The 26,158-nt window shown below is 73.2% G+C and carries 26 protein-coding genes and 1 pseudogene; 17 read left to right on the plus strand and 10 right to left on the minus strand.

Features of this window, described 5'->3' with window-relative positions; all coding sequences use genetic code 11:
- Window positions 1-53: 53 nt before the first annotated feature.
- The 3 genes from ACOJUI_RS06415 to ACOJUI_RS06425 form a co-directional block, all read right to left on the minus strand.
- On the minus strand, window positions 54-749 hold the full coding sequence (locus ACOJUI_RS06415; protein ID WP_422117241.1) for a YczE/YyaS/YitT family protein: 696 nt from the start codon (window positions 747-749) through the stop codon (window positions 54-56).
- Entirely contained in the window at window positions 746-1,987 is a 1,242-nt protein-coding gene (locus ACOJUI_RS06420; RefSeq protein WP_422117242.1) for a DUF4032 domain-containing protein, read from the minus strand. Before ACOJUI_RS06420 ends, ACOJUI_RS06415 begins: the two co-directional genes overlap by 4 nt.
- Window positions 1,988-2,151: 164 nt before the next feature.
- Complete coding sequence (locus ACOJUI_RS06425) at window positions 2,152-3,237, minus strand: ABC transporter ATP-binding protein (RefSeq protein ID WP_422117243.1); 1,086 nt, start codon at window positions 3,235-3,237, stop codon at window positions 2,152-2,154.
- Window positions 3,238-3,434: 197 nt separating this feature from the next.
- On the opposite strand from ACOJUI_RS06425, the gene ACOJUI_RS06430 reads away from it, so the two are divergent.
- Window positions 3,435-4,130, plus strand: coding sequence for a peptide deformylase (locus tag ACOJUI_RS06430; protein WP_422117244.1), 696 nt, complete (start codon window positions 3,435-3,437; stop codon window positions 4,128-4,130).
- Between the two features lie 121 nt (window positions 4,131-4,251).
- The gene (locus ACOJUI_RS06435) at window positions 4,252-4,986 is read left to right on the plus strand and encodes a hypothetical protein (protein WP_422117245.1); all 735 of its coding nucleotides are present in this window, start codon (window positions 4,252-4,254) and stop codon (window positions 4,984-4,986) included.
- Between the two features lie 106 nt (window positions 4,987-5,092).
- On the opposite strand, the gene ACOJUI_RS06440 is transcribed toward ACOJUI_RS06435, so the two are convergent.
- Complete coding sequence (locus ACOJUI_RS06440; RefSeq protein WP_422117246.1) at window positions 5,093-5,605, minus strand: inorganic diphosphatase; 513 nt, start codon at window positions 5,603-5,605, stop codon at window positions 5,093-5,095.
- Window positions 5,606-5,672: 67 nt separating this feature from the next.
- Between ACOJUI_RS06440 and ACOJUI_RS06445 the strand changes: the two genes are divergently transcribed.
- From ACOJUI_RS06445 to ACOJUI_RS06515, 15 genes and pseudogenes are all read left to right on the plus strand, one after another.
- Window positions 5,673-7,073: a D-alanyl-D-alanine carboxypeptidase/D-alanyl-D-alanine-endopeptidase gene (locus ACOJUI_RS06445; protein ID WP_422117247.1), complete on the plus strand. Its 1,401-nt coding sequence runs from the start codon at window positions 5,673-5,675 to the stop codon at window positions 7,071-7,073.
- Window positions 7,073-8,167 (plus strand): tRNA lysidine(34) synthetase TilS, encoded by a 1,095-nt coding sequence (gene tilS / locus ACOJUI_RS06450; protein WP_422117248.1) that lies wholly within the window; start codon window positions 7,073-7,075, stop codon window positions 8,165-8,167. The genes ACOJUI_RS06445 and tilS overlap by 1 nt, the downstream gene beginning before the upstream one ends.
- Window positions 8,168-8,211: 44 nt before the next feature.
- Complete coding sequence (hpt, locus tag ACOJUI_RS06455; RefSeq protein WP_422117249.1) at window positions 8,212-8,766, plus strand: hypoxanthine phosphoribosyltransferase; 555 nt, start codon at window positions 8,212-8,214, stop codon at window positions 8,764-8,766.
- Between the two features lie 4 nt (window positions 8,767-8,770).
- Window positions 8,771-10,888, plus strand: coding sequence for an ATP-dependent zinc metalloprotease FtsH (gene ftsH, locus ACOJUI_RS06460; RefSeq protein ID WP_422117250.1), 2,118 nt, complete (start codon window positions 8,771-8,773; stop codon window positions 10,886-10,888).
- Window position 10,889: 1 nt separating this feature from the next.
- The gene (gene folE / locus ACOJUI_RS06465; RefSeq protein ID WP_422117251.1) at window positions 10,890-11,456 is read left to right on the plus strand and encodes a GTP cyclohydrolase I FolE; all 567 of its coding nucleotides are present in this window, start codon (window positions 10,890-10,892) and stop codon (window positions 11,454-11,456) included.
- 5 nt (window positions 11,457-11,461) lie between these two features.
- The gene (gene folP / locus ACOJUI_RS06470) at window positions 11,462-12,319 is read left to right on the plus strand and encodes a dihydropteroate synthase (RefSeq protein ID WP_422117630.1); all 858 of its coding nucleotides are present in this window, start codon (window positions 11,462-11,464) and stop codon (window positions 12,317-12,319) included.
- Window positions 12,316-13,209 carry a 2-amino-4-hydroxy-6-hydroxymethyldihydropteridine diphosphokinase gene (gene folK, locus ACOJUI_RS06475; protein WP_422117252.1) on the plus strand — a complete coding sequence of 298 codons (894 nt, stop codon included), beginning with the start codon at window positions 12,316-12,318 and terminating at the stop codon, window positions 13,207-13,209. Before folP ends, folK begins: the two co-directional genes overlap by 4 nt.
- Complete coding sequence (locus tag ACOJUI_RS06480; RefSeq protein WP_422117253.1) at window positions 13,206-13,715, plus strand: DUF3180 domain-containing protein; 510 nt, start codon at window positions 13,206-13,208, stop codon at window positions 13,713-13,715. Before folK ends, ACOJUI_RS06480 begins: the two co-directional genes overlap by 4 nt.
- Window positions 13,716-13,798: 83 nt before the next feature.
- Window positions 13,799-14,419, plus strand: coding sequence for a PH domain-containing protein (locus ACOJUI_RS06485; RefSeq protein WP_422117254.1), 621 nt, complete (start codon window positions 13,799-13,801; stop codon window positions 14,417-14,419).
- Entirely contained in the window at window positions 14,416-15,978 is a 1,563-nt protein-coding gene (locus ACOJUI_RS06490; RefSeq protein ID WP_422117255.1) for a PH domain-containing protein, read from the plus strand. Before ACOJUI_RS06485 ends, ACOJUI_RS06490 begins: the two co-directional genes overlap by 4 nt.
- Window positions 15,975-16,876 (plus strand): annotated as a pseudogene (locus ACOJUI_RS06495) (Rossmann-like and DUF2520 domain-containing protein). Before ACOJUI_RS06490 ends, ACOJUI_RS06495 begins: the two are co-directional and overlap by 4 nt.
- Entirely contained in the window at window positions 16,873-17,655 is a 783-nt protein-coding gene (gene panC, locus ACOJUI_RS06500) for a pantoate--beta-alanine ligase (protein WP_422117256.1), read from the plus strand. The pseudogene ACOJUI_RS06495 and the gene panC overlap by 4 nt, the downstream one beginning before the upstream one ends.
- 140 nt (window positions 17,656-17,795) lie before the next feature.
- The gene (gene lysS, locus ACOJUI_RS06505; protein ID WP_422117257.1) at window positions 17,796-19,277 is read left to right on the plus strand and encodes a lysine--tRNA ligase; all 1,482 of its coding nucleotides are present in this window, start codon (window positions 17,796-17,798) and stop codon (window positions 19,275-19,277) included.
- Window position 19,278: 1 nt separating this feature from the next.
- A complete protein-coding gene (locus tag ACOJUI_RS06510) occupies window positions 19,279-19,464 on the plus strand; it encodes a hypothetical protein (RefSeq protein ID WP_422117258.1) in 186 nt (61 codons plus the stop codon).
- A 110-nt stretch (window positions 19,465-19,574) separates the two neighbouring features.
- Window positions 19,575-19,913, plus strand: a complete 339-nt coding sequence (locus ACOJUI_RS06515; RefSeq protein ID WP_422117259.1) for a histone-like nucleoid-structuring protein Lsr2 — start codon at window positions 19,575-19,577, stop codon at window positions 19,911-19,913.
- A gap of 123 nt (window positions 19,914-20,036) precedes the next feature.
- On the opposite strand, the gene ACOJUI_RS06520 is transcribed toward ACOJUI_RS06515, so the two are convergent.
- The 6 genes from ACOJUI_RS06520 to ACOJUI_RS06545 all read right to left on the minus strand — a co-directional run bounded on the left by ACOJUI_RS06520 (window position 20,037) and on the right by ACOJUI_RS06545 (window position 26,064).
- Entirely contained in the window at window positions 20,037-21,002 is a 966-nt protein-coding gene (locus tag ACOJUI_RS06520) for an aldose 1-epimerase family protein (protein WP_422117260.1), read from the minus strand.
- Complete coding sequence (locus ACOJUI_RS06525; protein WP_422117261.1) at window positions 20,999-21,757, minus strand: LutC/YkgG family protein; 759 nt, start codon at window positions 21,755-21,757, stop codon at window positions 20,999-21,001. The genes ACOJUI_RS06520 and ACOJUI_RS06525 overlap by 4 nt, the downstream gene beginning before the upstream one ends.
- Window positions 21,754-23,340, minus strand: a complete 1,587-nt coding sequence (locus tag ACOJUI_RS06530; protein WP_422117262.1) for a lactate utilization protein B — start codon at window positions 23,338-23,340, stop codon at window positions 21,754-21,756. The genes ACOJUI_RS06525 and ACOJUI_RS06530 overlap by 4 nt, the downstream gene beginning before the upstream one ends.
- Window positions 23,337-24,122 (minus strand): (Fe-S)-binding protein, encoded by a 786-nt coding sequence (locus ACOJUI_RS06535; RefSeq protein WP_422117263.1) that lies wholly within the window; start codon window positions 24,120-24,122, stop codon window positions 23,337-23,339. Before ACOJUI_RS06535 ends, ACOJUI_RS06530 begins: the two co-directional genes overlap by 4 nt.
- Window positions 24,123-24,197: 75 nt before the next feature.
- Entirely contained in the window at window positions 24,198-25,682 is a 1,485-nt protein-coding gene (locus ACOJUI_RS06540; protein WP_422117264.1) for a malate:quinone oxidoreductase, read from the minus strand.
- 139 nt (window positions 25,683-25,821) lie between these two features.
- Complete coding sequence (locus tag ACOJUI_RS06545) at window positions 25,822-26,064, minus strand: DUF6458 family protein (RefSeq protein ID WP_422117265.1); 243 nt, start codon at window positions 26,062-26,064, stop codon at window positions 25,822-25,824.
- Window positions 26,065-26,158 lie beyond the last annotated feature (94 nt).

Consider the following 26,158-nt stretch of genomic DNA (forward strand, 5'->3'; position numbering starts at 1 on the left):
CGGGCAGGCCGCCCGGCCCGGGCACCTGAGCGGCCGGGCACCTGCCCGGCCGCTCAGCGCACGGAGGCGGCCGCGGAGACCTCGCGGCCGCGCACCGAGCGCACCGGCATCGTCACATGCGGCAGGGCCAGCTGGATGATCGGACCCAGCCCGAGCGCGTAGACGACGGTGCCCAGTCCCAGCGGCCCGCCCAGCGCCCAGCCCGTCAGCAGCACGAGCACCTCGAGCGCGATGCGCACGGGGCCGACCGGCCGGCGCAGCACCCGGCCCAGACCTGTCATCAGCCCGTCGCGGGGGCCCGCGCCGAGCTGGGCGCCGATGTACACCGCGGCGCTGACGCCGTTGATCACCACCGCGAGCGCCATCATCGCCAGGGCGGCCGGCAGGGTGCGGGCCTCGGGCAGCAGCCACATCCCCAGATCCAGGCTCGCCCCCACCCAGATCGAGTTCGCGACGGTGCCGATGCCGACCCGTTCGCGCAGGGGGATCCACAGCAGCAGCAGCACGAAGCTGAGGGCGATGCTCACCGTGCCCACGCTCAGGTGCAGGTGCGCGGCGAGCGCCGCGTGCAGCACGTCCCAGGGGGCGCCGCCGAGCCCGGACTCGAGCAGCAGGGCCAGGGAGAGGCCGAAACCGGTCAATCCGGTCATCATCTGCGCGAGGCGCAGCGGGAGCCGGTCGATGCGCAGCTGCTCGCCCACGGTGAGGTTGTCCAGACCGGTGGGGGAGGAGGGCACGGGGGTCCTCATCCCTCGACGATCGGCAGCGCCGAGGTCTCGGTGGTCACCAGGGACTTCTCGTCCGGGCGGTGGATCAGCACGTTGAGGATGTAATGGCGCACCGTGTCGTCGAAGCTCACGTCGTGCCCGACCTGCTGGGAGAGGAACCACTTGTGCTCGAGCACCTCGTGGAAGAACTCCGGGGGCTCGAGCTTGGAGCGCATCGAGCGGGGGATCGCGCGGACCACCGGCTCGTACTGCTGCTGGAGCCACTCATGGGCCACGAACTCCTCCTCCTCGGCCTGCTGCTCGGTGGCCGCACGGTACTGGTCGAGGTCGTTCAGGAGCCGGCGCGCCTGGTTCTCCTGGGCATCGATGCCGGTCAGGCGCAGCAGGCGGCGGGAATGGTGGCCGGCGTCGACGACCTTGGGCCGGATCGACAGGGTGGTCCCGTCGAGGTCGGTGGTGATCTCCAGCTCGCCGACGTCGAAGCCCAGGGCGTTGAGCTTCTCGATCCGGGCCGAGACCCGCCAGCGCTCGTCCGCGGAGAACCGCTCCCGGGAGGTCAGGGCCTCCCAGAGCTCGGTGTAGCGGGTCACCAGGTCGTCGCCCACCTCGACCGGATCGGCCTCGGGGTCGAACATGTCGCCGGCCTGCAGGTCCATCAGCTCGCCGATGATGTTGGTGCGGGCCAGGTCGAGGTCGTAGAGGCGCTGACCGGTCGAGAGCTTCTCGTGCAGCGCCCCGGTCTCGACGTCGACGATGTAGGCGGCGAAGGCGCCCGCGTCCCGCCGGAACAGGGTGTTGGACAGGGACACGTCCCCCCAGTAGAAGCCCTCGAGGTGCAGCCGCACCAGCAGCACGGCCAGCGCGTCGAGCAGGCGCTGGGCGGTGTCCTCGCGGGAGACCTGGCTGAACACGGCCCGGTAGGGCAGGGAGAACTGCAGGTGACGGGTGATCAGCACCGCGTCCAGCGGTTCCCCCTCGGCAGTGGTGCGGCCGGAGATGACGGCGAAGGGCACCACGGAGGGGATGCCCATCCGGCCCAGCACCCGCAGCATCTCGTACTCGCGCCGCGCCAGGTCATGGGTGATCTCCTTGAGGGCGAGCACCCGGCCGGAGACCCGGGCGAAGCGCACGACATGGCGGGAGATGCCGCGGGGGAGCGCAGCGAGCATCTTCTCGGGCCACTGCTCCAGGGGCTGCTCCCACGGGAGGTCCAGCAGTGCCGGATCTGCGCGGGACGCGGTGATCTCCAGGGGTGCCATTGGTCCATTCTCTCCCGGGCCGGGGCGGTTCGCCCACTCCCGGCGCATCTCACGTCATCTCGACCTGGTGGTCCTGTGGTCACCATCCTCTCCCACCGGGGGCGGCAACGGCGACGGGCGCCCGGCAGAAGCCGGACGCCCGTCGTGCGGTGGGGCTGGGGACGTCAGTCGCCCAGGCGCGCACCCGACTTCGCGTCGAAGAGGTGGAGGTGATCCGCCTTCGGGCGGAAGTACACCGTCTCACCCTTGCTCGGGGGGCGACGGCCGTCGACCCGGGCGATGAACGGCTTGTCCGTCTCGGCGCTGCCGACACGGCGACCGTAGATGAAGGCGTCGGCGCCGAGCTCCTCGACGACGTCGACCTCGACCGCGATGCCCTGCTCGTTGCCGACGATCTCGAGGTCCTCGGGACGGACGCCGACGGTGACGGTGGACTGGTCGGTGCCGGCGAGGGTCGCCCGGTCCACCGGCACGATCGCGCCGCCGAACTGGACGCCCTGGTCGGTGAGGTTCTCCTCGAGCAGGTTCATCGCCGGGGAGCCGATGAAGCCCGCGACGAAGACGTTGTTCGGGTGGTCGTACATGCGGCGCGGGGAGTCGATCTGCTGGAGCACGCCGCGGTCGAGCACCGCCACGCGGTCACCCATCGTCATGGCCTCGGTCTGGTCGTGGGTGACGTAGACCGTGGTCACGCCCAGGCGGCGCTGCAGCGACGCGATCTGGGTGCGGGTGGAGACGCGGAGCTTGGCGTCGAGGTTCGACAGCGGCTCGTCCATGAGGAACACCTGGGGCGAGCGCACGATCGCGCGGCCCATGGCCACACGCTGGCGCTGACCGCCGGAGAGCGCCTTCGGCTTGCGGTCGAGGTACTCGGTGAGGTCCAGGATCGCGGCGGCGTCCTCGACGCGCTTGCGGATCTCGGCCTTCGGGGTGCCGGCGATCTTCAGGGCGAAGCCCATGTTGTCGGCGACCGACATGTGCGGGTACAGCGCGTAGTTCTGGAACACCATCGCGATGTCGCGGTCCTTCGGCGGGACGTCCGTGACGTCACGCTCGCCGATGAGGATGCGACCGGCGTCGATCTCCTCGAGGCCGGCGAGCATGCGCAGGGAGGTCGACTTGCCGCAGCCGGAGGGGCCGACCAGGACGAGGAACTCGCCGTCGCCGATCTCGATGTTGAGGTTGTCGACGGCCGGACGCTCCTGGCCCGGGTAGACGCGCGAGGCGTTGTCGAACGTGACTGTTGCCATGGTGGTTCTCCTTCACCGGCAGGTACGTGCCGGACGGTCCGTTGTGAAGTGATGCTGGCCGGTCTCGGTCGCTCCCCAAGAGGTGCTCCTTTGCACCGGCTCGGACGAGTGTATCCCAGGTCTCACGGTGGTGGTGCACGTCTCCGTCGGCGCGGCCGCGGGGGCCTCGGTGCCCGCCGCTGCGGGATACTGGCGGCGTGGACATCACAGAGCTGACCCGGAAGATCCTGGACCGTCGGGCGAAGGACGGGGACCCGCTGCGGATCGTGCAGGCCGGCCATCCCGCCCTGCGCCGACCGGCCGTGGCGGCCCGCGACCGGCTCGAGCTCCCGCTGCTGGCGGAGCTCGCCGACGCGATGACCACCACCATGCGCGAGGCGCCCGGGGTGGGGCTGGCGGCGCCGCAGGTGGGGCTGCCGCTGCGGTTCTACGTGGTCGAGGACCGGTTCGCGGCCGACGAGGACGGGACCGACCCCCACGACGCCCTGCTCGAGCGCCGACCGCTGGCGCTGCGCGCCCTGCTGGATCCGGTGGTGGAGCCGCTGGGCACGCAGCGGGTGTACGCCTTCGAGGGGTGCCTCTCGGTCGACGGCTGGCAGTCGATCGTCCCGCGCTCCCGACGGGTGCGGCTGCGGGCCACCGAGCTGCTGCCCGGCGGCGAGCTGCGCGAGGTCGACGAGGAGCACGCGGGATGGACGGCCCGGATCCTCCAGCACGAGACGGACCACCTCGCCGGGATCCTCTGCCACGACAGGATGGTGCCGCGCTCCTTCATCGAGGCCGGGTACACCGCCCACTACGCCGACCTGCCGGAGGCGGTCCGGCGCCTGGGGCTGAGCGGGGAGATCACCCGCCTGGGCCCGGGCCAGGTCGTGCTCGACGATCCGTCCTGACCCGCCACCGGAGCGCCTCCCGCAGGCGCCCGCGGCCCGCACCGCGGACCGGGCGCTCAGCCCGGAGCGTGCGGGCGCGATAGCTTGACCCTGATCACGACCCCGAAGAACGGAGCAGACGGTGGCCACGAGCGACCCCCGGACCCCGCAGTCCGACCCCGACAGCAGCGAGTTCGCCGAGCAGGTCGACGAGCGCTGGCTGCTGCTCATCGACAGCGCGCTGAAGATGCAGGCCCCGCTCGCCCACAGCTACGTCGAGCGGCTGCGGGCCAAGCACCCCGAGGCGACCGACCGGCAGCTGCTGGAGCTGGCCACGAAGCGCTTCACCGCGCTGACCACCGCCACCGGCGCGGGGATCGGCGGCGTGGCGGCGATGCCCGGCCTGGGCACCGTGGCCGCGCTGGGCCTGACCGTCGGCGAGGGCCTGTCCTTCGCCGAGGCCGCCGCCTTCCTCACCCTGGCCGCCGCGGACATCCACGGCGTGGACATGGGGGACCGCAACACCCGCCGCCTGGTGCTGATGGCGGTGCTCAGCGGCGAGCGCGGCACCGAGATCATCGCCAAGGCCATGGGCAAGCAGGGCGTGCAGTGGCAGAACGTGCTCGGCGGCGGGGGCGGCTTCCTGCCCGGGCTGATCAGCCGGCAGGTCTCCCGCTACGTGCGCCGTCGGTTCGTGGCCCGCACCGGGAAGCTGTGGCTGGGGCGCCTGCTGCCCTTCGGCGTCGGCGCCGTGATAGGCGCCCTCGGGGCGCGCGCGGTGTCGAGGTCGGTGGTCGAGGCGATGCTCGAGATCTTCTCGCAGAGCCCCACCCTCGAGGGGGAGCTGGCCGAGAAGCGCTCGCAGCTCGACCGCTGAGCGCCGCGCCGGCCCCACCGGGCCGGCTCCCACGCACGAAGGGCCGGCCCCGCGGGGCCGGCCCTTCGTGCGTCGCGCCGGGGACCGCGCTCAGCGGTCCGCGCGCTCAGACCTGCTGGGTGAACTCGTTCGCGTGCTCGGTGCCGATCGCGCGCTGGTAGGAGCGGCGGATCTCGGCCTCGGCGTCGGAGCGGCCCTCCCAGTGGGCGCCCTCGACGCTCTTGCCCGGCTCGAGGTCCTTGTAGACCTCGAAGAAGTGCTGGATCTCCAGGCGGTGGAACTCGGAGACGTCGGTCAGCTCCTGCCGCCGCACCTGCCGACGGTCGCCCACCGGCACCGCGATGATCTTGTCGTCGCCGCCGGCCTCGTCGCGCATGCGGAACATGCCCAGCGCGCGGCAGCGGATCAGGCAGCCCGGGAAGGTCGGCTCCTCGAGCAGGACCAGGCAGTCCAGCGGGTCCTCGTCCTCGCCCAGGGTCCCCTCGATGAAGCCGTAGTCATCCGGGTACCGGGTGGCGGTGAACAGCATCCGATCCAGGCGGATCCGCCCGTTGTGATGATCGACCTCGTACTTGTTCCGGTTCCCGCGAGGGATCTCGATGGTCACGTCGAATTCCACGACAGCCGCTCCGTTGCTCCGGCCCCTGTGGGCGCTGATTCATTTCGAGACACCATATCGTGGGCGCATGGGCCTTCGAACCTCGGAACGCATCTGGCGCACCACCGCGATCGTGATGTGCGCGGCCATGCCCACGAGCTTCTACGTGCTCGGCGACCTCACCGACGCCTTCCCCGGCGTGCTCACCCTGCGCACCGAGCAGGCGGGGCCCGCGGCCGGTCCGGCGGCCCTGGCCGAGGACTGGGAGCGCGTCGAGGCCGCCGAGCCGATGCCCGCGCCCGCTCCCGCGCCGGTGGGCTCCGCGGACCTCCAGCAGCGCATGGAGGCCGGGGCGGCGCTGCCGGTCGTCGCCGGCGGGCTCGCCTTCAGCGTGGTCGACGCGGGCACCGGAAAGGTGCTCGCCCAGCGCGACGCCCATGCGGCGCTGGTGCCGGCCTCCACCCTCAAGCTGCTGACCGCCGCCGCGGTGCTGCACCGGTACCGCGGGGACGAGGTGCTCGTCACCCGCGCCGCCGTGCAGGACGGGGTCGTCACGCTGGTCGGGGGCGGCGACATGACCCTCGAGGAGGCGGATCTGCGCGAGCTGGCGACCCAGGCGGCGGCCCTGGCCACCGCCCAGGGCAGCGAGCAGGTCTCCGTCGTGCTCGAGGACACCTACCTGGCCGGCGGGCAGAACCCCGCCTGGGGCGCCAACGGCACCGCCGGCGGCTGGGTGAGTCCCACCGCCTCCCTCGCCCTGGACGGGGGCCGGCTCGACGGCGAGCAGTACGGCCCGAAGTCCTCCGACCCGGCCGGGGACGCCGCCGACCGCTTCGCCGAGCTGCTCGGCGAGGCCGGGCTCGAGGTGGTCGGCGAGGTCACCGCGGGCGCGGCCCCCGCCCGGGCGCCGTCGGTCGAGATCCACTCCGAGCCGCTCGCCGACATCGTGCGCCGCACCCTGCTGATCTCCGACAACACCACCGCCGAGCTGCTCGCCCACCTGGTCGCCCTCTCCCGCGGCGAGCCGACCACCCCGCAGGGCGCTGCCGCCGCCGTCGAGGCGGAGATCCGCGAGCTGGCCACCGGGATCGGCGTGGGCGAGGCGGACCTCGCCGCCCTCGAGATCCGCGACGGCTCCGGGCTCTCCCGCGAGAACCGGGTGCCGCCCGCGCTGCTGTCCGCGGTGCTCGCGGAGGCGGCGTCCGGCACCCTGCCCGCCCTCGAGCAGATCCTCTTCGACGTGCCTGTCGCCGGGCTCTCGGGCACCCTCGCGGAGCGCTTCGACCACGGCACGACCGGCGAGGCGGCCGGTCTGGTGCGCGGCAAGACCGGTTACCTGGGCGGAGCCGCCACCCTGGCCGGCGCCGCCGTGCTCCCGGACGGGCGCAGCGTCGGCTACTCGATCGTGGTGCACGGCTTCGAGGGGACGCAGGCGCAGGCCGCGCGCGAGGCGGTCGACGAGGTCGCCGCCGAGATGGTGCGGCAGTGATGGCCGGACCGCCGCCGGTGATCGCCCGGGCCCGCACCGCCGTGCGCGCCGCGCTCACCACCCGGCTCGAGCAGCTGGCCGACGACACCGCCGGCGGGCAGCTCTCCCCCCGGCTGCTGGTCGGCCTCAGCGGGGGAGCGGACTCCCTGGCCCTGCTCGCCACCACCTGCTGGGTGGGCTCGCGGATGGGCCTTGAGACCGAGGCCGCGATCGTCGACCACGGCCTGCAGGAGGACTCGGCGGCCGTCGCCGAGCGGGCCCGCACCCAGGCCGAGCGGCTCGGGGCGAGGGCCCATGTGCTGCGCCCGACGGTCGCCTCCGACGCCGCGGGCGGGATCGAGAACGCCGCCCGGAACGCCCGCCACCAGGCCCTGGAACAGCTGCGCGGCGAGCGCGGCGCCCTCGCCCTGCTGCTGGCCCACACCCTCGACGACCAGGCCGAGCAGGTGCTGATGGGACTGGCCCGCGGCGCCGGCCCGCGGGCCCTGGCCGGCATCCCCCGCTCCCGCGGCCCCCTGCTGCGCCCCTTCCTGGGCACCGGCCGGGACGAGACCACCGCCCTGCGCCGCGCCGACACCGAGGAGATCTGCCGCCTGCACGACCTCGAGTGGTGGGCGGACCCGATGAACCAGGACCAGGCGCTGCTGCGGGCCCGCGTGCGCCATCGCGCGCTGCCGCTGCTGCGCGAGCTGCTCGGCGAGCAGATCGACGAGAACCTCGCCCGCACCGCCGACCTGGTCCGTCCCGACGTCGACCACCTCGACGCCGAGGCGCGGGCGCTGCTCGAGTCGCTGCGGCGCGACGGCGGGGAGCGGCGGGAGGAGAGCGACCTGCTGCTGCTGGACGTGCACGCGCTGTCCGCGGCGCCCGCCCCGCTGCGCACCCGCGTCCTGCGCGACGCCTGCCGCAGCGCGGACCGGGCCCGGCGCCCCGACGGGACCCCCGGCTCGACCAAGTCGCTGCTGCGCCGCCAGGTGCTCGCCCTCGACGCGCTGGTGGTCGCATGGCACGGTCAGGCAGCGGTACCCGTACCGGGTAGGATCGAGGTCGCTCGCCGCGACGGCCTGTTGGTGTGGCGCCGTACGGATCCGTGAGCCGCGGCGGACGCACCCCACCACGTTCCCTGGAGGAGATCCGCGTGCCCCAGACGCACCCCCACCCCGATGTCGACCGCGTGCTGCTGGACGAGCAGCAGATCCGGGACCGCCTGGCCGAGCTCGGCGCGCAGATCGCCGCCGACTACGCGGACGAGCCGCCGATCCTGGTGGGCGTGCTCAAGGGGGCGGTGATGGTGATGGCCGACCTCGCGCGCCAGATCGACCTCAAGGTCGAGATGGACTGGATGGCCGTCTCCTCCTACGGATCGGGCACCAAGTCCTCGGGCGTGGTGCGGATCCTCAAGGACCTCTCCGGCGACATCTCCGGGCGCCGGGTGCTGATCGTCGAGGACATCATCGACTCCGGGCTGACCCTGAAGTGGCTGCTGGCGAACCTCCGCTCCCGCGGGCCCAGGAGCGTCGAGATCTGCACCCTGCTGCGCAAGCCCGAGGCCGCCCGGGTGGAGATCGACGTGCGCTACGTCGGCTTCGACATCCCCAACGAGTTCGTCATCGGCTACGGGCTCGACTACGCCGAGAACTACCGCAACCTCCCCTACGTGGGCGTCCTGGCACGCTCGATCTACGAGGACTGATCACGTGGCCAATGCCTCCAAGAATTCCGGTTCCACCAAGGCCTCCGGCAGCCGGAAGCGCCGGCCGCTGAGCTCGGTGGCGCTGTGGATCATCGTCGCCCTGCTGCTGGGCATGGCGCTGTTCTCCCTCTTCGGCCGCGACGGCTACGAGCAGATCGACACCCAGCAGGGCCTCGAGCTGCTCGAGGGCGGCACCGTCGAGCAGGCCAAGATCACCGGCGGCAACCAGCAGCGGGTGGACCTGGTGCTGACCGAGGACTTCGTCGACGGCGAGGAGAACAAGGGCACCCAGGTGCGCTTCGCCTACGTCGAGGCCCGCGGCGAGGCCATCGTGGACGCGGTCCAGACCGCCGCCCCCGCGAAGGGCTACACCGACGAGATCGCCACCAACTCCTGGTGGTCGACGCTGCTGCTGTCGTTCCTGCCGCTGCTGATCTTCATCGGCCTGTTCTGGTTCCTCATCATGAACGCCCAGGGCGGCGGCAAGGCCATGCAGTTCGGCAAGTCCAAGGCCAAGCTGTTCAACAAGGACACCCCCAAGGTCACCTTCGCCGACGTCGCCGGGGCCGAGGAGGCCGTCGAGGAGCTCGACGAGATCAAGCAGTTCCTGGTCGAACCCGGCAAGTACCAGGCCGTCGGCGCGAAGATCCCCAAGGGCGTGCTGCTGTACGGCCCGCCCGGCACCGGCAAGACCCTGCTGGCCCGCGCCGTCGCCGGCGAGGCCAACGTGCCGTTCTACTCGATCTCCGGCTCCGACTTCGTGGAGATGTTCGTCGGCGTCGGCGCCAGCCGCGTGCGCGACCTGTTCTCCACCGCCAAGGAGAACGCCCCGGCGATCATCTTCATCGACGAGATCGACGCCGTCGGCCGCCACCGCGGCGCCGGCATGGGCGGCGGCCACGACGAGCGCGAGCAGACCCTGAACCAGATGCTGGTGGAGATGGACGGGTTCGACGAGAACCAGAACGTCATCCTCATCGCCGCCACCAACCGGGTGGACATCCTGGACCCGGCGCTGCTGCGCCCGGGCCGCTTCGACCGCCAGATCGCGGTGGAGGCCCCCGACCTCAAGGGCCGCCTGCACATCCTCGGCGTGCACGCCAAGGGCAAGCCGCTCGCGCACGACGTCGACCTCGAGGCCGTCGCCAAGCGCACCATCGGCATGTCCGGTGCGGACCTGGCCAACGTGCTCAACGAGGCGGCGCTGCTGACCGCGCGCTCCGGCAACCAGATCATCGACAACCGCGCCCTGGACGAGGCCATCGACCGGGTCTCCATGGGCCCCCAGCGGTACTCGAAGGTGATGACCGAGCGCGAGCGGCAGATGACCGCGTACCACGAGGGCGGGCACGCCCTGGTGGCGGCCGCGATGAACAACTCCGCGCCGGTCACCAAGGTGACGATCCTGCCGCGCGGCCGTGCCGGCGGCTACACCATGGTCGTGCCCACCCAGGACCGCAACTACCAGTCCCGCAACGAGCTGCTGGACCGGCTGGCCTACGCGATGGGCGGCTACGCGGTGGAGGAGAGCATCTTCCACGACGTCACCACCGGCCCCAGCTCGGACCTGCAGCAGGCCACCAAGATCGCCCGCACCATGGTCATGCAGCTCGGCATGAGCGACGCGGTGGGTCAGGTGGCGCTGGCCGGCGAGCAGGACGAGGTCTTCGTCGGCATGCAGCAGGGCCAGGCCCCGCGCTTCAGCGCCGAGACCGCGAGCCTCATCGACCAGGAGGTGCGCAAGCTCCTGGACACCGCCCTGGACGAGGCCTGGGGCGTGATCGTCGACAACCGGCACGTGCTGGACCGCCTGGTGGCCGAGCTGCTGGAGAAGGAGACCCTGAACGAGCGCGAGCTCGCCGAGATCTTCCGCGACGTGCGCAAGCGCCCGCTGCGGGAGGTGTGGGTCTCCAGCCAGGAGCGTCCGGCCCTGGCCGCTCCGAGCGTCGGCTCCACCATCACCGCGACCGGGGCCGAGTCCCACGACGCCGGCGAGCCCCTGCAGCCGAACCCGCCGGAGCTGCCGCATCCCGGCGGCGACGGACCGCAGATCCCCGGCGCCCCCGGCGGCGGCCTCTCCGGCGGCTACGGCTACGGGGGCCAGGACGGGACGGGCAGCTGAGATGGCCGTCGATCACCCTCGGATCGAGGCCGCGGTGCGGGAGATCCTGACCGCGATCGGCGAGGACCCGCAGCGCGAGGGACTGCGGGAGACCCCGTCCCGGGTGGCCCGCATGTACGCGGAGGTCTTCGAGGGCCTCTCCCAGGACGCGCACGAGCCGCTGGCCACCCGGTTCGAGATCGACCATCAGGAGCTGGTGCTGGTGCGCGACATCAGCTTCTACTCGATGTGCGAGCACCACCTGCTGCCCTTCTTCGGACAGGCCCACATCGGCTACATCCCCGACGGGGGCGTGGTGACGGGCCTGAGCAAGCTCGCCCGGCTGGTGCACGTCTACGCCCGCCGTCCGCAGGTCCAGGAGCGGCTGACCTTCGAGATCGCCGACGCGCTGATGGAGGAGCTGGGGGCGGGCGGCGCGATCGTGGTGGTCGAGGCCGAGCACCTGTGCATGTCCATGCGCGGGGTGCGCGCCGCCGGCGCCCGCACCGTCACCAGCGCCGTGCGCGGCATGCTGCGCGAGAGCGCGAGCACCCGGGCCGAGGCGATGAGCCTCATCAACCGGGCGTGAGGGCGATGACCGCCCCGGTCCGCCGGCCCGCCGGCCTCCCCGCGCGCCGCGGCGGGGACGACACCCTGGTGATGGGCGTCCTGAACGTCACCCCGGACTCCTTCTCCGACGGCGGGGCCCACCCGGGCGTCGCCGAGGCCATCGCCCATGGCCGCCGGCTGGTCGCCGAGGGCGCCGACATCATCGACGTCGGCGGGGAGTCCACCCGCCCCGGCGCCGACCGGGTCGAGGCGGACGAGGAGCTGCGCCGGGTGCTGCCGGTGATCGCGGCCCTGGCCGCCGAGGACGTCGTGGTCAGCGTCGACACCATGCGCTCCGCCGTGGCCGCGGCGGCCGTCGAGGCGGGGGCGCTGATCCTCAACGACGTCTCCGCGGGCCTCGCCGACGCGGACATGGGCGGCACGGCCGCGCGTCTGCGCACCCGCCTCGGCACCCCGCCGGTGCTGGTGGCGATGCACTGGCGGGGCCACAGCGACGTCATGAACTCACTCGCCCGCTACGACGACGTGGCCCGCGACAGCGCCGCCGAGCTCGCCGAGCGCCTCGACGCGCTGCGCCGCGCCGGCGTCGAGGACCGCTTCCTGGTCGCCGACCCCGGCCTGGGGTTCTCCAAGACCGGGGAGCAGAACTGGGAGCTGCTGGCGGACTGGGACACGATGGCCTCCCACGGGCTGCCGCTGCTGATCGGCGCCTCCCGCAAGCGCTTCCTGAGCTCCCTGGGCGTGGACCGCGACGCCGCCACCGCCGCCGTCAGCGCCTACAGCGCCCAGCACGGGGCCTGGGCGGTCCGCGTCCACGCGGTGGCGCCCACGCTGGCCGCCGTCCGCGTCGGCGACCGCCTGCGCCGGAGCGCCCGCCGATGACGGGCGGGAGGGCGCTGGACCGCATCGAGGTCACCGGGATCCGCGCCTGGGGCCGCCACGGGGTGCTGCCGCAGGAGCAGGACCTCGGCCAGCAGTTCGTCTGCGACGTGACGCTCCACCTCTGGACCGCCCCGGCGGGGCGCAGCGACCAGCTGGGCCGCACCGTGAACTACGCCGAGGTCGCCGCCGCCGTCCACCAGGAGCTCACCGGCGGTCCGTATGCGCTGGTGGAGACCCTCGCCGAGCGGATCGCGCAGCGGATCCTCACCGACACCGGCCACCCCCTGGTGCGGCGGGTCGGGGTGCGGGTGCACAAGCCGGCCGCCCCGGTCGGCCTGCCCGTCGGCGACGTCGTCGTGAGCATCGAGCGGGAGGCCCCGCCGGTCGCGGCGGTGCTCGCGCTGGGCTCCAACCTGGGCGACCGCGCGGCGCACCTGACCGGCGCCCTCGCGGCGCTGCGGGCGGCCGACGGGATCGAGGTGGAGTGGACCGGACCGGTGCTGGAGACCGCCCCGGTCGGCGGACCGCAGGACCAGGGAGCCTTCCTCAACACCGCCGTCGGCGTGCGCACCGCGCTGGGCCCCTTCGAGCTGTTGGCCGCCGCGCACCGCCTCGAGCGCGCCGCCCGTCGCGAGCGCCCGGTGCGCTGGGGCCCGCGCACGCTCGACGTCGACGTCATCACCTACGGCGACCTCCGCAGCGAGGACGAGGAGCTCACCCTCCCGCACCCGCGCGCCCATCAGCGGGCCTTCGTGCTGGCACCCTGGCACGCGGCCCGGCCGGACGCCGAGCTGCCCGGCCGGGGACCGGTCGCCGCGCTGCTGGCGGGCGCCGACGACGCCGGGGGACTGCGCCCCGGCCCCGCCCTTGAGGGGTTCGACGTCCCGTGAAGCCGCTCAACATCCCGGTGCTGCTGCTGATCGTCGTCCTCGGCGCCGGCTTCGGGGCCCAGATGCTCGAGACGCTGGCCTCGCGCGGTCACTCGCTGCCGATCGCCGGATGGCTCACCGCGCTGGTGCAGCTGGTGCTGGCCGCCGTGCTGCTGGCCCACGGGCTGCCGCTGCGGCGCTACATGCTCGAGAGCGAGCAGCGGCGTCTGCACCCCACCCTCGTCCCGCGACGCCACCAGATCGACCTGCTGACGGCCTACCGCACCGTGCTGCTGGCCCGCGCCTGCGCCTACACGGGCGCCGTGGTGGGCGGCATCTTCACCGGCCAGGCGCTGTTCCTGGCCTTCACCGGCACCGGGGACCCGCTGCGCGCGATCCTCCCCACCGCGGCCGCCGCGGTGGCCGGGCTCGTGCTCGGCGTGCTGGGTGTGATCGTCGAGCGCTGGGGGCAGCTGCCCCCCGAGGACGGCGAGGGCGCCCTCGAGGGCGCCGAAGCCGGCAGCTGAGCATCGCCGGGGCCGACCTTCGACGCAGCCCCGTCCACTCCGGTCGGGGCCCACCGGGGGCCCGGGATGACACGATGGTTCCCATGACCTCCGCCCCAGACCCCGCCGCACCGGCCGCGCCCGCGGCCGCGCCCGCCGGACCGGCCCCCCGTCCCGCCGCGGCCGCGCCGGAGGACGCCGCGCCCCCGGCGCCCGGCCCCACGGTGCCGGACGACCCCGCGGGACTGCTCGGCGCGGGCGTGCTGCGCCCGGTCTCGCCACGGCTGATCCGCTCCCGCTACGTGGCCGCCATCCCCGTCTACGTGCTGTGGCTGCTGATGGCCGCCGGGGCGATCGTGGGCGCGGTGCTGGCCGAGCGCTGGTGGATCGCCGCGCTGGGACTGCTGCCGCTGCTCATCCTCGCGCAGAGCCTCGCCTTCACCCCGCGCCGGGTGCGGGCGATCGGCTACCTCGACGCGGCCGACGACCTCACCATCGCCAGCGGCATCATGTTCCGCTCGGTCCACACCATTCCCTACGGCCGCGTGCAGTCGGTGAAGATCGACGAGGGTCCGGTGGACCGCCGCTACGGCCTCGCCCAGCTCACCGTGACCACCGCGAGCGGCGCCTCCACCGCCGTGCTGCCGGGGCTTCCCAAGGAGGAGGCCGAGCGCCTGCGGGCGCTGCTGACCGCCCGCGGCATCGAGAACATGGCGGCGCTGTGAGCACGCCCCAGCCCGCGCCCGAGTCCGCGGCCGCGCCCGAGCCCGCGGCCGCGCCCGCCGCCGCGCGCCGCCGCACCCACCCGATCACCCCGCTGATCTCCGGCTGGAAGATCGTGGTCGGCATCATCGCGGTGATCTCCGCCCAGAACATCGCCCGGCTGATCGACGACTTCACCGTGCAGCGCGCGCTGATCGGTCTCGGCGCCCTGACCGCCGTGATCCTGATCGCGATCCTGCTCTCGGCCCTGTCCTGGTGGTTCACCACCTACGCGGTCGACGAGGACGGCGTCTCCCTGCACAAGGGCGCGATCAGCAGGTCCCGCGAGTACGCCCCCCGCGCCCGCATCGAGTCGGTGACCGTCGAACGCCCGCTGCTGGCCCGGCTGCTGGGTCTGTCGAAGGTCCGCGTCGAGGTCGCCGGCGGCGGCGCCTCCTACCTGGACATCGAGTACGTCCGGTCCGCCGAGGCCGAGCAGCTGCGCCGCAGCATCCTCGGGGTCGCCGCGCTGACGGATGCGACCGGCCCGGCCGAGGCCGGGAGCACCGACGCCGGCAGCGCCGGCGCCGAGGAGGCCGGGACGCCCCCGGCCGCAAGTCTGGAGGCGATCCTCCACGACGGCGTCACCGACGGGGAGCTGATCGCGCAGATCCCCACCGAGCGCCTGCTGCGCTCCCTGCTGCGGGACGTCGGCTTCCTGATCGGCACCGTGATGAGCGTGCTGGGGGTGCTGGTCGCGATCGCCCTGGCGCTGTGGCAGGACGGCTTCTCGATCGCCGTGATCATCGCCCTGCTGCCCACCGCGATCGCGGTGCCCAAGTACGTCTTCGGCCGCATCGAGTCCGGCTGGGGCTTCGTCTCCCGCATCACCGACCGCGGACTGCGGATGCGCCGGGGCCTGGCCAACACCCGCACCGACAACATCGCCTCGGGCCGGATCCAGCGCTTCGAGCTGCGCCGCCCGCTGCTGTGGCGCGCCCCCGACTGGACCGCCGTCACCGTCACCGTCGCCGGCATCGAGGAGGACGACGAGAACGGCGCCGCCAGCGTGCTGCCCGTCGGCACCCGCCCCGAGCTGCGCGCGACGCTGGGCCACCTGGCCGGTCCGCTCGGCACCGCGGACGACCTGGCCACCGTCGAGCACCTGCTCACCGTCCCCGCCCGCGACATCGAGGGGCTGCGCACCCCGGTGCCCCTGTTCTGGATCGCCCGTCGCACCCAGGTCAGCGTGCTGCTGCCGGGAGCGCTCGTGCACCGCTCGGGGATCCTCACCCGCAGCCTCGAGATCATCCCGCGCGAGCGCCTCCAGCAGCTCACGCTCGCCGACGGGCCCCTCAGCCGCCGACTGGGGGTCCTCGACCTCAAGGTCGACGTGGCCGGCCACAGCCTGACCCTGGCGGACCTGCCCCGCCCCCAGGTGCTCGAGCTGCACGCGGTGCTCGCCCGCGACGCCGCCACCCTGCGCCGCCACCGCGACCGGGAGCAGTGGCCGCGCCCCGCGCTGAGCCTGCCCGGTCCTGCCGCGGCGGCGCCGACCGGCGCGGCGGGGCAGGAGCGATGAGCCCGCCCCGCCTCGGCATCGGCGTGATCGGCGCGGGCCGGGTCGGCGCCGTGCTCGGCGCCGCCCTGCGCGCCGAAGGACACGCCATCACCGGCGCCTACGCCGTCTCCGACGCCTCGCGGGAGCGCGCCGCCGAGCTCCTGCCCGGGGTGCCGCTGCTGGACGTGCCCGCGATCGTCGAGCGCAGCGAGATGCTGCTGCTGGCCGTGCCCGACGACCAGCTGGCCCCGCTCGCGGCCGGCATCGCCGCCACATCCCTCGCCCCCGGCGGACAGCTGGTCGTGCACACCTCCGGCCGCTACGGCACCGAGGTGCTGGCGCCGCTGGCCGCGGCCGGCAGCGCCACCCTCGCCCTGCACCCCGCGATGACCTTCACCGGCACCCGCGCGGACCTGCCCCGACTGGTCGGCTGCCCGGTGGGGATCACCGGCGCCCCCGAGTTCCTGCCGGTCGCGGCCGCCCTCGTGGTCGAGCTGGGGGAGAGGCGGTGGTCCTCGCCGAGGGCGACCGTCCCCTGTACCACGCCTCCCTCGCGCACGCCGCGAACCATCTGGTGGTGCTCGTGGACCAGTCCCGCGAGGCCCTCGGCCGGCTGGGCATCGCCGATCCCGGCGCCTACCTGCGCCCGCTGCTGGAGGCCGCCCTGGAGGAGTCCCTGCGCCGCGGCGCGCAGGCCCTGACCGGCCCGGTGGTGCGGGGCGACGCCGGCACCGTCGCCGCCCACCTCGCCGCGCTCGACGACCTCGACGTCACCGGCGCCCCCGGGGAGCGGGGCGATGTGGCCGACACCTACCGCGCGCTCGCCCGCGCCGCGCTGTCCCGTGCGAGACTCCCCGCGGAGACCCGGACCCGGATCCGGGACCTGCTCGAGGACCACCCGCACCCGGAGGACGCATGACCCAGCACCCCGTCACCACGCGCCTGCTGACGACCAAGGCGGAGCTGCGCGAGGCCCGCGCCGCGATGGAGGGCACCGTCGCCGCCGTGCTCACCATGGGCTCCCTCCACGCCGGGCACCTGGCGCTGGTGAGGCGGGCCCGCGAGCTCGCCGACCACGTGATCCTCACGGACTTCGTCAACCCCCTCCAGTTCGGCCCCGGCGAGGACTACGAGGCCTACCCGCGCGACCTCGAGGCCGATCTCGCCCTCGTCGACTCCCTGGTGGACGTGGTCTTCGCCCCGTCGACCGCGGAGATGTACCCGGTGCTGCCGCCGACGGTGTCGGTCAGCGCCGGCCGCGCCGGTCGCATCCTCGAGGGCGCCGCCCGTCCCGGCCACTTCGACGGCGTGGTCACCGTGGTGGCCAAGCTGCTGCGCCTGACCGATGCGCACCTGAGCGTGTTCGGCCGCAAGGACGCCCAGCAGCTCGCGATCATCCAGCGCCTGGTGGCCGACCTCGACCTGCCGGTGCGGATCGAAGCGGTCGAGATCCAGCGCGAGCGCAGCGGCCTGGCCCGCTCGAGCCGCAACGCCTACCTCACGGCCGCCGGACGCGAGCAGGCCCTGGCCCTGTCCCGCACCGTCGCCGCCGCCCGTGACGCCGCCCCGTCGCTGCCCGCGCTCCGGCAGGTGCTCTCGACCGCGGTGGAGCGCGGGGAGATCGACTGGGACTATGCGCTCGCCCTGGACCCCACCACCCTCGAGGAGGCGGGCGCGGACCACCAGGGGAGGTGCTGATCGCGCTCGCCGGCAGGGTCGAGGGCACGCGGCTGCTCGACGCCGCTGTGGCGGTGGTGACAGCACCCTGATCCCACCGCGACTCCCCAGGGCGGTGATGAGACAATCGCGCTCATGAGCGAGAACCCCCTGCCCCCGACATGACGGACACCTCCGACCAGGTCGCGGTCCGCAAGTCCAAGCGGGAGCGCCTGCTGGAGCGCGGCGAGCAGGCCTACCCGGTCTCGGTGCCGGTGACCACCACCATCGCCGCGGTGCGCGCGGGCTACGGCCACCTCGAGGCCGGCCAGGAGACGGAGGACGAGGTCGGCGTCGCCGGCCGCGTCGTCTTCCAGCGCAACACCGGCAAGCTGGCCTTCGTCACCCTCCAGGACGGCGCCGGCCAGCGCCTGCAGATCATGGCCTCCCAGGCCGTCCTCGGCGAGCAGCGCCTGGCGGAGCTGAAGGCCGACGTCGACCTCGGCGACCACGTCTTCTTCCACGGCCGGGTGGGCGCCTCCCGCCGCGGCGAGCTGAGCGTCTTCGCCGACGCCTGGCAGATGGCCGCGAAGGCCGTGCGCCCCCTCCCGGTGCTCCATGCGGGGCTCTCCGAGGAGTCGCGGGTCCGCCGCCGCTACGTCGACCTGATCGTGCGCCAGCAGGCGCGGGACACCGTGCGCCTGCGCGCCGAGGTCATGCACTCCCTGCGCGCCTCCTTCCGCGAGCGCGAGTTCGTCGAGGTCGAGACCCCGATGCTGCAGGTGATCCCCTCCGGCGCCGCGGCGCGGCCGTTCGTGACCCATATGAACGCCTTCGACCTCGACCTGTTCCTGCGCATCGCCCCGGAGCTGTTCCTGAAGCGCGCCGCGGTGGGCGGGCTGGAGAAGGTCTTCGAGATCAACCGGAACTTCCGCAACGAGGGCGCCGATTCCACGCATTCCCCGGAGTTCGCGATGCTCGAGGCCTATCAGGCCTACGGCGATTACGATTCCATCGGCGCGCTCACCCAGTCACTCGTCCAGGAAGCCGCCGAGCGGGCCACCGGTTGCCAGACGGTAACTCTCGCCGACGGCACCGAATACGATTTCTCGGGCGACTGGAAGAAAATCACCGTCTACGGCTCGCTCTCGGAATCCCTCGGTCAGGAGATCACCCCGGGGACCACCGTCGATGAGCTGCGGCGGATCGCCCGGTCGCTCGATCTCGATCTGGAGCACCCGAAGTACGGGCACGGGAAGCTCGTCGAGGAGCTGTTCGAGCATCGCGTCGGCGACCACCTGTACGAGCCCACCTTCGTGCGCGACTTCCCGGTCGAGACGAGCCCGCTGGTGCGCGCGCACCGCGAGGTGCCCGGGGTGGTCGAGAAGTGGGACCTGTACGTGCGCGGCTTCGAGCTGGGCACCGGGTACTCCGAGCTGGTGGACCCGGTGATCCAGCGCGAGCGCTTCGCCCAGCAGGCGCAGCTGGCCGCTCAGGGCGACGACGAGGCGATGCGCCTGGACGAGGACTTCCTCGAGGCCATGGAGTACGCGCTGCCGCCGACCGGCGGCATGGGCATGGGCATGGACCGGCTGCTGATGGCCCTGACCGGCCTCGGGATCCGCGAGACGATCCTGTTCCCGCTCGTGAAGCCGGAGGCCTGAGATGGATTCGGGATTCTGGTTCGAGGCCGGGGCGCTGGTCCCGTCGATCGGCGTGGGACTGCTGTTCTGGTTCGCGGTGCGCGCCATTCTGCGGGCGGATCGGCGGGAGAGAGCGGCCGAGCGCGAAGCGGAGCGGGAATACCGTGAACTGCATGAGCATGATGAATCAAATCACTCGGAGCGATAGGTGTTCCGCCGCGTATTGATATCCGGGCCCTCTGCCCGGATACTGGGTGCCGACAGCGACCTCATCCGACGTCGCGCATGACTCGGCACCAGAAACAAGGGAGAACCCCTATGGCACGGAAGACGTTCGTGGAGCTCATCGACGATCTCAATGGCGACAAGGCTGACGAGACCGTGAGCTTCGCTCTCGACGGCGTCGCCTATGAGATCGACCTGTCCGAGGACAATGCGACCAGGCTCCGCGAGGAGCTCGGCCAGTGGGTCGAGAAGGCGCGTCGGGTCGGTGGGCGTCGCGCCCCCCGCGGTGCCTCCTCCACCTCCTCCCGCGGCAGCTCCAACGACTCCGCACGGATCCGCCAGTGGGCGCGGGAGGCCGGCTACGAGGTCCCCGACCGCGGCCGCATCTCGAGCACCATCCGCAAGGCCTACGAGGACGCCAACGGCTCCTGATCCCCGCGGCTGCCCGCGCCGCACCCGCACGGCAGGGAGCCAGCGCAGCCAGGAGGGCCCGTCACCGATCGGTGACGGGCCCTCCTGCCTGTGCGGCGCCGGTGGTCTGCGCGCGCCTCGCGCTCACCAGCCCCGGATCGACCAGGACGCGGCATGGTCCGCGCCGGGTGCCAGGCGCACCACATCGGTGCCGCTGCGGAAGGCATCGGGCGGGCAGGTCATCGGCTCGACGGCGAGACCCCGCCGGTGGTGCTCCGGCTCCGGCCGGTCGCCGGTGTGGACCTGCAGCCAGGAGCACTCCTCGCCCGCGCTCAGCTGCACCCCGGTGCCGCCGGGGGCGGTGACGGTGACCAGCAGGCGACCCTGCTCGTCGCGGCCCAGATCGGTGAAGGCGTGGTCGATGAACAGCGCGCCGAGGGGGCGCGCGCTCGAGAAGTCGAAGTCGCTGCCGGGGGCGACCGGGGCGGTGCCGGTGGGCAGGAGCCGGTCCTCGGTGACGGTCAACACGGTGTCCGCGCGGACCTCGAGCGACCACTCGTCCAGCGGCTCCGGCCCGGCCACCAGGTACGGGTGGGGGCAGACGCCGTAGGGGGCGTCCTGCTCGCCGATGTTCAGGGCGCTCACGGTGGTGGTCAGCCCCGTCTCGGCGTCCAGGGCGTGGTGGACGCTCAGCAGCAGGTGGAAGGGGTAGCCGGGGGAGGGGAACAGCTCGGTGCGCAGGACGATCTCGCGCTCGCCCACGGTGACCGGGGTGAAGGCCTGGAAGCAGACCAGGCCGTGCAGCGCGTTGTCGCGCTCGGGCTCGGTCAGGGCGGTCTGCAGCTCCTGCCCGTCCCACCGGTAGCGCCCGTCCCCGATGCGGTTGGGCCAGGGGGCCACGATCGCGCCGCGGTAGAACTGCATGGGTCCCTGCTCGGGGTTGCGCACCAGCAGGTCACGCCCGCCGACGGTGAGCGACTCGAGGATCGCGCCCACGGTGGAGATCTCGGCCCGGTAGCTGCCGGCGCTGAGCGCGAACAGGTCGCCGCGGGCGCGGGCGGGAGCGCTGCGGGGCACCCCGGGATCCTCGATGGGGGTGGGCTCGTTCATGGGGTCCTCTCCTGTGCGGTCGTGGTGGCGGGGGCGCTCGGCGGTGCCTGCGGCGGGGGGTCGGGCTCGATGAGCACCACCTCGAGCCGGCGCGGGCCGTGCACGCCCTCGACCCGGCTGAGCTCGATGTCGCTGGTCGCGCTGGGTCCGGAGATCATGGTCCAGGCGGCCGTGGGGTCCGCGGCCATGCGCTCGATGCCCTTGGGGACCCCCAGCACGACGTCCTCGCTGCGGACGACCACCACGTGATGATCCGGCACCAGCGAGATCGCCCGCCGTCCGCCGAGCTCGTCCCCGCGCAGCACGATGGTGCCGGTCAGGGCGATCGCGGTGTGGCAGCCGGTGAGCACGGCGTCGATCGCATCGAGCCGGCGCGGGGTGGCGCTGCCGTCGTCGAGGATCACCTCCGCGGCCACCGCCTGCGTCCACGCCCCCGGCAGGCCGGCGGGCACGACCACGCTGCCCGCCGCCCCGAGCGCGGCGGCGATGACGGCGGGGGCCTGGCCCGCCGTGGTGCGATGCACGATCGCGGTGTAGTCCTCGAGCCGCTGGACCAGCACGTCGCGGACCTTGCCGGGTGCGGTGGCGAGCTCCTGCCTGTCGTCGGCGCGCTGGTAGTCGCGCGGGACGTCCTCGGCGCCGGTGATCTCGTCGCGGCGGGGGACGGCCAGGGCGCTGCGCACCCGCGCCAGGATCTCCTCCTTCGCGCTCAGGCCGGCGGTGCGGGTGGGGCGCTGGTCGATCCAGCGGTTCATGACTGCTCCTCGCCGCGGGGGGCGGGATCCTCGGGGGCGGCGCTGCCCGGGCGGTCGCCGACCACCGGGTGCTGCGCGCGCTCCTTGCGGTGCTGGTCCCACCAGGAGCGGAACGAGGTGCCGGGCTTGGGCAGGTCGCGGTGGTCGGTCCAGCCGGGGATCACCGGCAGGATGCCGGGCAGCCGGCCGATGTTCTTCCCCGGCAGCGCCTTGGCGAGCGGCCCTGCGGAGCGCACCGCGAGGTCGTAGGCGCGCGGGGAGCTCATCAGCCGGCTCGCGCCCTTCAGCGCCACGTCCCAGGTGCCGTGGAAGTCGCCGCGGGTCTCCCGGCGGCGGTCGACGTCCTCGGCGCGCAGGTGCACCAGCACCGAGGGGATGTCGATCTTCACCGGGCACACGTCGTAGCAGGCCCCGCACAGGCTGGAGGCGTAGGGGAGGGTCGAGTTGGGGTCGTCGGTCCCGCTCATGCCGGTCATCAGCGGGGAGAGGATCGCGCCGATGGGGCCGGGGTAGGTCGAGCCGTAGGCGTGCCCGCCGGAGCGCTGGTAGACCGGGCAGACGTTCAGGCAGGCCGAGCAGCGGATGCAGTGCAGGGCGCTGCGGCCCTCGGGGTCGGCGAGCACCGCGGTGCGGCCGTTGTCGAGCAGCACCAGGTGGAACTCCTCGGGGCCGTCGCCCTCGTGGACGCCCGTGAACAGGGTCGTGTACGGGTTCATCCGCTCCCCGGTGGAGGAGCGCGGCAGCAGCTGCAGGAACACCTCGAGGTCCTGGAAGGAGGGCACGATCTTCTCGATGCCGACCACCGAGATCAGGGTCTTCGGCAGGGTCAGGCACATCCGGCCGTTGCCCTCGGACTCCACCACCACCAGGGTGCCGGTGTCGGCGACGGCGAAGTTCGCCCCGGAGACCGCCACCGAGCCGGGCATGTCCAGGAACTTCTCGCGCAGGAAGCGGCGGGCCGCCTCGGCGAGCTCGGCCGGCTCGTCGGTGATGGAGGGGTCCAGGTCCGGCATGGAGGCCAGGAAGATCTCCCGGATCTCGGCGCGGTTGCGGTGGATCGCGGGCACCAGGATGTGGCTCGGGGTGTCGCCGGCGAGCTGCACGATGAGCTCGGCGAGGTCGGACTCCACGGCCCGGATCCCGGCGGCGGCGAGCGCCTCGTTCAGCCCGATCTCCTGGGTGGCCATCGACTTGACCTTGAGCACCTCCTGGGCTCCGCGCTCGAGGGCCAGGGCGGTGACGATCTCCCCGGCCTCCTCGGCGTCGCGCGCCCAGTGGACCTGGCCGCCGGCGGCGGTCACGGACTCCTCGAGCTGCTCGAGCAGCTCCGGGAGGTGATCGGTGACCTGCCATTTCAGGGCGCTGCCGGCGCTGCGCAGCTTCTGCCAGTCGCGCACCTCGCGCACCACCGAGGCGCGCTTGCCCTGGATGGTGGAGGTCGCATGGCGCAGGTTCCCGCGCAGGGTCTCGTCGGCCAGCTCGTCGCGGGCGGCGGCCGGGAAGCCGCGCTGCCCGCGCAGGTGCGAGGAGGGGGAGGCGTGCTGCGGGCGGACGGTCGGGATGCCGAGGTCGACGGTGCTCATGAGGCCCTCCCCAGGATGGTCTCGGCGGGGACGAAGGGGTCCTCGCGGGTCGAGGCGAGGATCTGCGCCAGATGCACCGCGCGGGGCGCCGCCCCGGTGCGGCGCAGCTTCCCGCCGATGTTCATCAGGCAGGACGCGTCGCCGGCGACGACGAACTCGGCCCCGCTGGCGACGACGTTCGCGGCCTTGTCGGTGACCATCGCGTCGGAGGTGGCGTCGTTCTTCACCGAGAAGGTGCCGCCGAAGCCGCAGCAGGTGTCGGACTCGGGGAGGTTGCGCACCTCGATGCCCTCGACCGCGCGCAGCAGCTTCAGCGGGCGCGAGCCCACCTTCAGGAAGCGCATCGAGTGGCAGGTGGGGTGGTAGGTCACCGGATGGGGGAAGTAGGCGCCCACGTCGGTCACCTTGAGCACGTCCACCAGCAGCTCCGAGAGCTCGTAGGTCTTCGCGGCCACGGCGGCGCTGCGCCGCTCGAGCTCCGCATCGCCCTCGTGGCGGGCCACCAGCTGGTGCTGATGGCGCACGCAGCCGGCGCAGGAGCCCGAGGGCATCACGATCGCGTCGACCTCCGTCAGGGCGGGCTCGAAGGTGTCCACGAAGCTGCGCACGATGGGCGCGGCCTCCGTGTAGTAGCCGGAGTTCGTGTGCATCTGGCCGCAGCAGGTCTGCCGCGCATCGAACACCACCTCGTGGCCGAGCCGCTCCAGCAGCGTCACCGTCGCCCGCGCGACGTCGGGGGCCATCACATCCACCAGACAGGTGGTCATCAGCGAGATGCGCATCTGCGGTCCCTCCTCCTCGGGTTCTTCGGGATCGTGCAGTGCCCGGGCGGCGGCGGGACGGGGCCCGCCGCGGGCTCAGGCGTGGTCGAGTCCGAGCACGGCGGCGGTCCGCGCGAGCGTGCGGTGGGCCTCGTCGGCGTCGTCGGAGAGCCGCCGCCCCCAGCTCGGCACCATCTGAAGCAGCTGCGGGCGCCAGGCGTCGATGCGCTGGGGGAACATGCGCTCGAGCATGCCCAGCATGATGCTGGTGGCGGTCGAGGCCCCCGGGGAGGCGCCCAGCATGCCGCCGATGGAGCCGTCCGCCGCGGTGATCAGCTGGGTGCCGAACTGCAGCACGCCGTGCTTCTTCGCGTCCGGGGCGATCACCTGGACGCGCTGACCGGCGGTGACCTCCTCCCAGTCGGCGTCGCGGGCGCCCGGCATGTACTCCCGCAGCGCCTCGAGGCGCTGGCGCCGGGTGGCCGCGAGCTGGGAGCCGAGGTAGACCATGAGGTCGAGGTTCGGCGGGGCGACAGCCGCCATCTGGGTGAGGTTCGAGGGCTTGATCGAGGCGAACAGGTCGGTGTAGCGACCGGTCTTGAGGAACTTCGGGGACCAGCCCGCGTAGGGGCCGAACATCAGCGAGCGCTTCCCGCCGACGTAGCGGGTGTCCAGGTGGGGCACGCTCATCGGCGGTGCCCCGACCGCGGCCTTGCCGTAGACCTTCGCGTCGTGGCGGGCGATGATCTCCGGATCCGTGCAGCGCAGCCACTGCCCGGAGATCGGGAAGCCGCCGAAGCCCCGGATCTCCTCGATGCCGGACTTCTGCAGCAGCGGCAGCGCGTAGCCGCCGGCGCCGACGAAGACGAACGGCGAGCGCACCACGCGCAGCGAGTCGTCCTGCGTGGAGCGGACCATGACGCCCCAGTCGGAGCCCATCCGCCGCAGGTCCACCACCTCGGAGCCGGTGGAGACGGTGGTGCCGGTGCGGACGGCGAAGTCGAGCATCTGCCGGGTCAGGGCCCCGAAGTCGACGTCGGTGCCGTCGGGGGAGCGGGTCGCGGCGATCGTCTCGGTGACGGGCCGTCCCTCGGCCACCAGCGGGGCCCACTGCGCGAGCCGCGCGTGCTCGGTGGTGAACTCCATGCGGTCGAACAGCGGGTTCGCGATGAGCGCCTGGTGGCGCCGACGCAGGTAGTCGACGTTCTCGACCCCGTGCACGAAGCTCATGTGCGGCACCGTGTGGATGAAGCGCGCGGGATCACCGATCCGGTCCTGCTCGACCAGGTGGGCCCAGAACTGGCGGGAGACCTGGAACTGCTCGTTGATGGAGATGGCCTTGGCGGGGCTGACCGCGCCGTCCACGTCCTGCGGGGTGTAGTTGAGCTCGCACAGCGCGCTGTGACCGGTGCCGGCGTTGTTCCAGGCGTCGCTGGACTCCGCGCCGAGGGTCTCGAGCCGCTCGAGGACCACGATGTCCCAGCTCGGCTCGAGCTCCGTGAGCATCGCGGCCAGCGTCGCACTGGCGATCCCACCACCGATCAGCACCGCATCGGCACGGGTCACGTCCAGGTCTGCCATGTCTCTCCGTTCGAGCTCGCCGGGCCGCCCTCGGGGACCTCGCGCTGCCTCGCGCGGGGGACGGCGGCCGTGGCCTCCAGCGTATCCCGATCCGGAGCGTGGGCGCGGCGACGTCTGCGCCCTCCCGGAGCGGGCCGGCTCAGGTGCCCGCCGGGGGATCGCGGCGCTCGGAGACGGTGCGGCCCGGGGCGCGCTGGGTGTCCACGACCGTCCGCCGCGAGCGCAGCGCGAGCAGCAGGCCGACCAGGAACAGCACCGCCCCGGCGGCCATCAGGATGGTGCCGAGCATCGCGGAGTCCACGCCCGGCAGGTCGAACTCGAGCGCGAACCGCGAGATGGCTCCCAGGACGAAGAGGATGATGCCGCCGACGATGGCTCCCATGACGTGCTCCTTCGGTGATCCGACCAGTGGTGCGGGCCACTCTACGGAGGCGGGCCGGGTCAGGGGGCCGACGGACCGGGCGGTCGCGCGCGGG

The organism is Brachybacterium sp. UNK5269, from assembly GCF_049266655.1.
In the GTDB taxonomy this organism is placed as follows: domain Bacteria; phylum Actinomycetota; class Actinomycetes; order Actinomycetales; family Dermabacteraceae; genus Brachybacterium.